Source organism: Paenibacillus sp. O199, assembly GCF_001636635.1.
GTDB lineage: Bacteria > Bacillota > Bacilli > Paenibacillales > Paenibacillaceae > Paenibacillus > Paenibacillus marchantiae.
Map to the genome: position 1 here is coordinate 1 of NZ_LGRP01000072.1, position 7,075 is coordinate 7,075.

Sequence of the window (7,075 nt, forward strand, 5' to 3'; positions counted from 1 at the left end):
CACGGGTGGACATCCTGGTGTCCAACCCGCCTTACATCCCGGCGGCGGATATCGCCGGGTTGCAGCCCGAGGTGCGCGATCATGAGCCGCGCACGGCACTGGACGGCGGCCCCGATGGGCTGGGGCCGTACCGTATCATGCTGGAGCAGCTTACGCTGCTGCCTGCACCGCCGCAGATCATCGGTTTTGAGCTGGGTCAGGGACAGGCAGGGGACATCGCAGCTCTGCTTGAATCGGCCGGATATTGGCCGGAGATTATCGTCGTGCCAGACCTTGCAGGCATTGAACGGCATGTACTGGGTGTTCGTACTTCGGAACAGGTGACGAAAATGTAAGGTTCCACGGGTTTTCTTTTTGCCGTGAAATCCTCTACAATGAGATATACCGAAGATTGCTGAATGCTTGGAGGAACATAACTACATGCTGCATAAATTCAAAAAAATAGACTATTCGATTGTTTTTATATTGCTCATACTGATGGCTATTAGTATTTTGTCGATTTATAGTACCACCTTCGGCCGACCGAAGTGGGAGGCTTATCCCCAGAAAGCAGTAATTTTTTACATTATCGGTTTTATTGTGTTTTTCGGAATGTCTATGATTAACTACAAATTGATCATTAAAAATTACCTATACATTTATGGCGTGGGCATGATACTGCTTATTCTTGTTATGTTTATCGGTAAGGAGTACTACGGGGCTCAAGGATGGTTATCCATATTTGGCCTGAGCTTGCAGCCTGCCGAGCTATTCAAACTATGTCTGATTGTCTTCCTGTCAGCGCTTCTGGCGAGGAAGAAAAACAGGCCGTTGTTTTTTGGACGAGATGTCATCCCAATCTCACTCTGTGTGCTTCCACCGTTGTTGCTCGTCTTGCTTCAAAATGACTTGGGGAATGCGCTGAGCTATGTCGTTATCCTGGTGGGGCTTCTATGGATAGGCAATATCAAATTCACGCATGCCCTGATCGGGTTTGTCATAGCGGTGACCGCTTTGATCGCTGGAACACAAGCGTATATTCATTATCATGATGAAATTGTGAAATTTCTGAAGGACATTGGTCGCTCTCACTGGGCAGATCGTTTTGACCCCTGGCTAGTACCGGATCAGACGTCAAGGGATGTGCTCTGGCAGACCTACAATGCCAAGTTGGCTATAGGCTCTGGAGGTATTAGCGGTAAAGGATACATGGAAGGTACCACGATTCAGTCGAATCGGGTGCCGCTGGCCTACGCGGACTCGATCTTTGTGCAGATTGGTGAAGAATTTGGTTTTGTTGGAGCATCGGTGCTGCTGCTGCTCTACTTTATCTTGATTCACAGGCTGGTGCTGATTGCACTGGAATGTAGGGATAGGGCAGGACCATATCTAATTGTCGGTATTATAGCGATGCTGCTCTACCAGATCTTTGTCAACATTGGTCCGTTCATTGGTCTGATGCCGCTGACAGGGATTACACTGCCGTTTATCAGTTTCGGGGGAACCTCGCTTGTTCTCAACATGCTTAGTATGGGACTTGTGATGAGTATCAAAGTGCATACAGAAGAGAACGAGGATATTCTCGGTTCCGCAGAACAGCCAAGCATTACGGAGTTGGTATTGAAACTATTTAAACGCAAATCAACGCAACAGGAGCAATAGTCTTTATCCTAGGACAGACTCTTTGCAAATGAATACGATATAAGTTAACCCTGAAATCAACAGATCGGAGCAAGACAGATCTGTGGGTTTCAGGGTTTTTCGTTGTTTTGTTTGACGGATTTCCATTTTCTCTTCCAATTCTATACAATGGTAATATTAAAGACTAATGGAAATAATTAATGGGTATTGAGCCTCAGGGGGATACGTGGGAACATGCTGAGAATGCTGAAGAAGATGGACGGGGTTATTCTGTTTGTGTTGCTGCTGCTTATGGTCATGAGTGTATTTACGGTGTACAGTGCGATTCAGTCCGATCCGAAATTGGGCAATCATCATATCAAAACCTTGCAGTTTTACGGAATTGGATTCGTAGCCCTCATTGGTATTGGATTGGTCAATTATAAACTGTATATCCAATATGCGTTTTATATTTACGGGTTTGGGATTGTCCTGTTGATTCTTGTTAATTTCATAGGGGGCACGATCAATAATGCGAATGGCTGGATAAAGATTAATGATTATCTTTCTTTTCAACCGGCAGAGTTGTTTAAAATGATCTTGATTCTGTTTCTGGCTCATGTATTGGTCAAAAGAAAAAATTCTACGCTTCGTTTCTGGAAAGACATCGTTCCTATTGGTTTATGGACGTTCGTTCCCTTTGCACTCGTAATGATTCAGAATGATCTGGGCAACGCCCTTGGATACATCGTGATTCTGGCCGCTGTGTTATGGATAGGGAATATCAAGTTGTCGCATGCACTAATTGCTCTTGCCATTGTGGGGATAACCTTTTTTGGATTCGTCAAAGCATATACGTCATATCACGATGAGATTTTTACCTTTCTGGAAAAGGCGAACCGGGAGCACTGGGCCGAGCGAATTGATCCTTGGCTTGTACCGGATAAAGCAACGTCGAAAGCTTCCTGGCATACGAAAAATGCGGGTCTCGCCATAGGCTCGGGAGGCATAACAGGCAAAGGCTACATGCAAGGCACATCTGTTCAATCGGGGCGTGTACCGTATACATATTCGGATTCCATTTTTGTGGTCATTGCCGAGGAGTTTGGTTTTGTAGGTGGATCTGTTCTGCTCTTAATGTATTTTATCCTCATTCATCGTATGGTGTTAATCGCTTTACACTGTAGAGACCGGGCGGGACCTGTCGTGATTGTGGGGATTATCGGCATGTTGTTATATCAGGTGTTTGAAAATATTGGTGCTTTCCTTGGGCTGATGCCGCTTACGGGCATTACGCTGCCATTTATCAGCTATGGAGGCACCTCGTTGCTCATTAATATGGCATGTATCGGGCTGGTGATGAGCATTAAATTGTATGGCCAGGAAGAAGAGGACGAGCTTCTTATAGGTGAACAACGACCTACCTTACTGGAACGTTTATGGAGTATGGTCAAAAAGGAAAAGACAACAGCGTAATCTTGAAGTTTGGTATGATTCATCTCTGCTATGGACATCCAGCTTCTCATTAAGAGGGGGGGAGTATGTTATAGAGCAGTAAGTGATTTGTTTGTTATTCCGATCTTTGCCTGCGGCAGTCAGGTGAAGGTCTTTTTTTTTGTTAAAAAGGCATGGCGATCTTTGGAACTTTGAATGAATGCCAAATTTAAATTTTATTGACAAATATTTCAATTCTGTATTATCCTAATTTTAACTAGATTATATACGTATTTTACCCGCCTTACTTACACTCTAGACGTCAGACAGTAATCAATACTTTTGAAAGTGGGTTATCAACCTACTCCTCATCCATGCAACCAGTCATGCCAATGATGAATGTAATTGTAATTTCGTTGGTGTACTTCTTCCCTAGATTATCAAAATTGTTCAGCGACAAATTTCCTTTGATATCCCATTGCCCTTCAGCTCAACGTACTATGATCCTTTTTGAGTTAGCCTATTTTTTCTGCGAATCTATGTATTCCATCCACGAATGTTCAGCGGCTCAGATTCCTTTTTCTTTAAATGAAATCGATTACATTTAATTGTAAACGCTTCCTTTATTTCGAGTCTGATTGGAACAGAAAGGGTGGAAAAGCGATGTGGATCAACAAACATAGCCTTTCAGCGGCATTAACGAGAGAAGCAGCAGGGAGTACAGGGCGTGATCCTCCTGCTAACCAAAACGTAAGGCTACTGCTGAATTCCTAAAATTAAAACCCAAAGGAGAGTTAAGTGATGAACCTAAATCGAGTTGGTACGATCCCTTCATTTGTAAAAGTGTTCATGCTCTTGTTTTTATCTTTTGCACTAACCGTTTCAACATTTGCTATCGGACCGGCGAAACAAGCTGAGGCAGCTCCTCTTCCAAAGAAAATTATTGCTTATGTGGCTGGTTGGGCCAATTGGACCGCGAATGATATCAAGGCAGAACAGCTCTCTCATATCAATTACTCCTTTGCACTCATCTCTAACGGCAAAGCAACCATTACAAACTCGGATCGTACCAAACTGCAACTGATGGTTGGACTGAAATCCAGAAACCCTGATCTGAAGGTGATATTGTCTGTTGGTGGCTGGGGAGCTAACGGTTTTTCAGACGCAGCGCTAACAGACGCCTCACGTACAACCTTTGCCGATAGCATTGTGCAGTTGGTAACCTCCAATAATCTGGATGGTGTCGATCTGGATTGGGAATATCCGACCAACCCTGCTGCCGGTACAACTGCACGGCCGCAAGATAAACAAAATTTCACACAACTGCTCTCGAAGGTGCGTGAGAAGCTGAATGCTCAAGGACAAGTGAATGGCAAACAATATCTGCTGACCATTGCCGCCGGAGCGAGCAGCAGTTATCTGAACGGTGTGGAAATCAATAATATCACGCCTCTGCTCGATTGGATCAATCTGATGACTTACGATTTTCATGGAACCTGGGACGCAACCACAGGTCATCATACGAATCTGTCCGGAAGAGATATTAGTGTAACGTCTGCGGTCAATCTGTTCAGAAATAGCGGTGTTCCCGCGAATAAACTGGTTATTGGCGGAGCCTTTTACGGCCGGGCTTGGACTGGTGTCCAGAATTCGAACAATGGTCTGGACAGGCCAGCTTCGGGTGGTTTTGAACCCGACTACAACACTATTGTCAGCCAATATTTGAATAAAAACGGGTATACACGGTACTGGGACAGCAGTGCCCAAGCTCCTTATCTGTTTAATGGGAATACCTTTATCTCCTATGACGACCCGCAATCGCTCAGTCTGAAGGTGCAATATGTGAAAAACAGCAATCTGGGTGGCATCATGTTCTGGGAGTACAGCAATGACCGCTCAGGTGCGCTGCTTCAAGCCGTATATTCGGAGGTTACGGGTGGGGGCACGGTGCAGCCTCCGAATCCAAGTGGATACAACTATCTGGTTGCTCAAGCCAATCAGCAAATCATCTCTGCCGAGAATCAAGGCAATGACCAGCTTGTCGCCAATCGGACGACGGCAGGAGACTGGGAGCTTTTTGAATGGATCACGAACTCCGATGGAACGGTGTCCCTCAAGTCCAAAATCAATAATAAATATGTCACAGCGGATGTTAATATGGGTGGTGCCCTGATCGCCAAAGCCACAACCATTCAGCAATGGGAGAAGTTCAATCGTGTGGATTTGGGTGATGGAACAATCGCGTTGCAGGCTCTCGCCAATAACCTGTATGTGACCTGTGATCTGAATAACGGCGGTAAACTTGTAGCGAGCCGCAATTCGGTTGGCGGGGCTTGGGAAGCTTTTCGGGTGAATAAGTAACCGAGAAGCCGAGAAGCAAGGGCACCCATACAGCATGCTAATTGGAATATCAAGGGTAGGTTAGAGTTTTAGATTTATCAAAGAAGTGCCAGCCGACAAGCGTTCCATAGGCAGGCGCTTCTTTGATTTTCGTCATACATAAAGCGAACTAACAGTCCTTTCGTTTTAAGTATTACCCGCCTATTAAAATTTTAGTAGATTTGTAATCTAGCAGGTTTACTTCCGTCTCTTCCGGGCATACTGATAGACATGAGAGAGTTACAGGGATCATGATCACGGGAGCCGAGGGGGAGAACGGAATGAGCAGAAGAATCGTGAAACAAATTGGACTTATAATTGTATGTCTTATGATGATTATTATGATGTGGGAAGGTCAGAAAACGGATGCAGCTGTGGCGGCCACAGCCATTCCGGAACAATCCATTCGCTTGCGTATTCTGGCAAACTCGGATGCAGCGGGAGATCAGTTGGTCAAACGCGAGATTCGGGACGCCGTCGTTGCCCAAATGAATGGGTGGGTAACCGAACTGGAGAATCCGCAAAGTCTGGAAGAAGCGCGTGGGGTCATCCGTCAGCATTTATCTGAAATCGAGGATCGTGTAGGAGAAGAGCTTGCCAATCGTGGCCTAACCTATTCATATCAGGTGGAACTTGGGGTTGTTCCGTTTCCAACCAAATTATATGGGGGTACCGTATATCCGGCTGGAGATTACGAAGCGGTGCGGATAACACTCGGAAAAGGTGAGGGTCAAAACTGGTGGTGTGTGTTGTTTCCACCATTATGCTTCATAGATGCAGGAACAGGTGATGCACTGGCGAAGCCTGCAACAGCATCTGCAGTTGCCGCAGAGCCTGGGGACGCACAAGCATCTGTGCAGGCAGCTACACCTGAAGCGCGTTTCTTCCTGTGGGATATGGCGGTCAAATTGTGGGATTGGGTGACGGGATTGTTTGCTTAACTGCATAACAAGCTGCTGGATATAAGCTTTATCAGGGGACTTCGATTCATGGAAGTGCCCTTTTGTTTTATCATAGGCTCGAGTCAAAGATCGCATGATGTTAATCGCTGGGAAGATTCAGACCGCATCCTTGGGCAGAGCAGATATGTTATAATTATAGGAATCAGAAAACATAAGCGAAGAAGGCATCTCGGAAGCGGAATGTCTTGCATTAACTACCCTACTGAAGTTTAGGAATGATGGATATATGACGAGAGAGAACGAGCAATTGCATCAGTCTTCCATGAAAGGCATGGAGAACGATGAAAGTACAGAGAAAATGGTTACAAGTATGTGGGATGTCAATGTACTGGTAACCAATGAGAACAAGAATGACGTGGCAAAAGGGAGTGCGTATAAACAGGCTCTTGCTGACTTACAGGATGCCGCAGCCTGTCTTCGTCAAGGACAGACCGTGGCATTCCCAACCGAAACGGTATACGGTCTTGGCGCAGACGCTCGCAGTACAGCTGCGGTTGAAGCTGTATTTGCAGCCAAAGGGAGGCCTTCGGACAATCCGCTGATTGTGCATATTGCACAGCGTGACCAGTTGGATTCACTGGTCACGGAAGTGAATGGCACAGCGGAGGCGCTGATGACGGCCTTCTGGCCGGGGCCGCTAACGCTTGTGCTGCCGGTTAGGCCAGGGGCGGTATCCCCGCGGGTTACCGACGGCTTGGACA

6 protein-coding genes are annotated in these 7,075 nt (G+C 46.0%); all 6 read left to right on the forward strand.

The window, feature by feature from the left end; genetic code table 11:
* Positions 1-335 (forward strand): class I SAM-dependent methyltransferase (locus A6049_RS31845; RefSeq protein WP_481853564.1); only part of this gene is annotated, 335 nt, incomplete at its 5' end.
* Between the two features lie 85 nt (positions 336-420).
* Positions 421-1,641: an FtsW/RodA/SpoVE family cell cycle protein gene (locus A6049_RS31850; protein ID WP_063568410.1), complete on the forward strand. Its 1,221-nt coding sequence runs from the start codon at positions 421-423 to the stop codon at positions 1,639-1,641.
* A gap of 213 nt (positions 1,642-1,854) precedes the next feature.
* Positions 1,855-3,075, forward strand: coding sequence for an FtsW/RodA/SpoVE family cell cycle protein (locus A6049_RS31855; protein WP_063568411.1), 1,221 nt, complete (start codon positions 1,855-1,857; stop codon positions 3,073-3,075).
* Positions 3,076-3,834: 759 nt separating this feature from the next.
* Positions 3,835-5,394, forward strand: a complete 1,560-nt coding sequence (locus A6049_RS31860; RefSeq protein ID WP_063568412.1) for a glycosyl hydrolase family 18 protein — start codon at positions 3,835-3,837, stop codon at positions 5,392-5,394.
* Between the two features lie 299 nt (positions 5,395-5,693).
* Positions 5,694-6,353, forward strand: coding sequence for a stage II sporulation protein R (gene spoIIR, locus A6049_RS31865; RefSeq protein ID WP_063568413.1), 660 nt, complete (start codon positions 5,694-5,696; stop codon positions 6,351-6,353).
* A gap of 247 nt (positions 6,354-6,600) precedes the next feature.
* On the forward strand, positions 6,601-7,075 hold a 475-nt coding region (locus A6049_RS31870; protein ID WP_145921977.1), incomplete at its 3' end, for an L-threonylcarbamoyladenylate synthase.

What these genes read in the sequence shown, in the direction of transcription:
- A6049_RS31850 (WP_063568410.1), top strand. Translation starts at nt 421, where the DNA reads ATGCTGCATAAATTCAAAAAAATAGACTATTCGATTGTTTTTATATTG.
- A6049_RS31855 (WP_063568411.1), top strand. Translation starts at nt 1,855, where the DNA reads ATGCTGAGAATGCTGAAGAAGATGGACGGGGTTATTCTGTTTGTGTTG.
- A6049_RS31860 (WP_063568412.1), top strand. Translation starts at nt 3,835, where the DNA reads ATGAACCTAAATCGAGTTGGTACGATCCCTTCATTTGTAAAAGTGTTC.
- spoIIR (WP_063568413.1), top strand. Translation starts at nt 5,694, where the DNA reads ATGAGCAGAAGAATCGTGAAACAAATTGGACTTATAATTGTATGTCTT.